Origin of the sequence: Agathobaculum faecis (genome assembly GCF_014287995.1) — a bacterium.
Classification (GTDB): domain Bacteria; phylum Bacillota; class Clostridia; order Oscillospirales; family Butyricicoccaceae; genus Agathobaculum; species Agathobaculum ammoniilyticum.
Map to the genome: position 1 here is coordinate 1 of NZ_JACOPL010000070.1, position 787 is coordinate 787.

The following is a 787-nucleotide window of genomic DNA, read 5'->3' on the forward strand; positions in this document are numbered from 1 at the left end:
CCTGGGCGGATACCGTTGCCGTGGACCCGCGGGACAATTTGCTCATCGCGGTCCGGCTGGGCGGTTATCCGGAAGTGACAGCCGGCCTTGTCAACGCGGTCAGCGGCGGAGGCACGCTGTCCGTGCAGCTGGATGGGGAAACCCTGGTATGCACCCCCCAACAGGGGCGGTACAGCAAGGAGGTATCCAGAGACGGTACATATGCCGTGGCTGCCCTGCTCTGGGACAACCAGAGCGCGCGGAAGCAGGGCGAAAAGCAACAGACGGAAGAAATGGAGGGAAAGGAACAAAAGGAGAAAACAGATAAAGCGCAGGAGGCGAGGGTGTATTACCTCGCCTGCCCCGTACGGGACAAAACCGCCCTGTATCATGAGATCGACAAAGTAAGCACCATCCCCATGCTGCCGGAATTCAGGGACTACATGATAAACGAGCTCCAGGCAAGGGATATGCTGGCGCCGTGCCGTGTGTACACAACAGGGGAGCCCTTTGCCATATGGCGGCTCACCTGCACGCCGGACGATCAGAATATCGCGGACGTACTTACAGACGGCTTGAAAGCAGGGGTTATCCGTATCCCCAGCACATGGCCCTGCCAGCCGGACGCGTTTACAGAGATCAACGGCGTAGCCGGCTACCTGCGGGCGTTCGGTTCCGTGATCGCGTCCCGCATCCGCGGGCAGTTCCAGCCCCTGTATGATCCGGCCCAGGAGCCGTTGTCAGAGGGGGTGCTGGGGCTGGACCAGTTCGTGGCGCAGACGGCAGGGTACCACCTGTACGGCGCCCA

General features: G+C 61.4%; 1 pseudogene. It reads left to right on the forward strand.

Annotated features, from left to right (window positions below):
- A pseudogene (locus H8S45_RS15875) lies at nucleotides 1–787 on the forward strand (hypothetical protein); the annotation flags it as partial.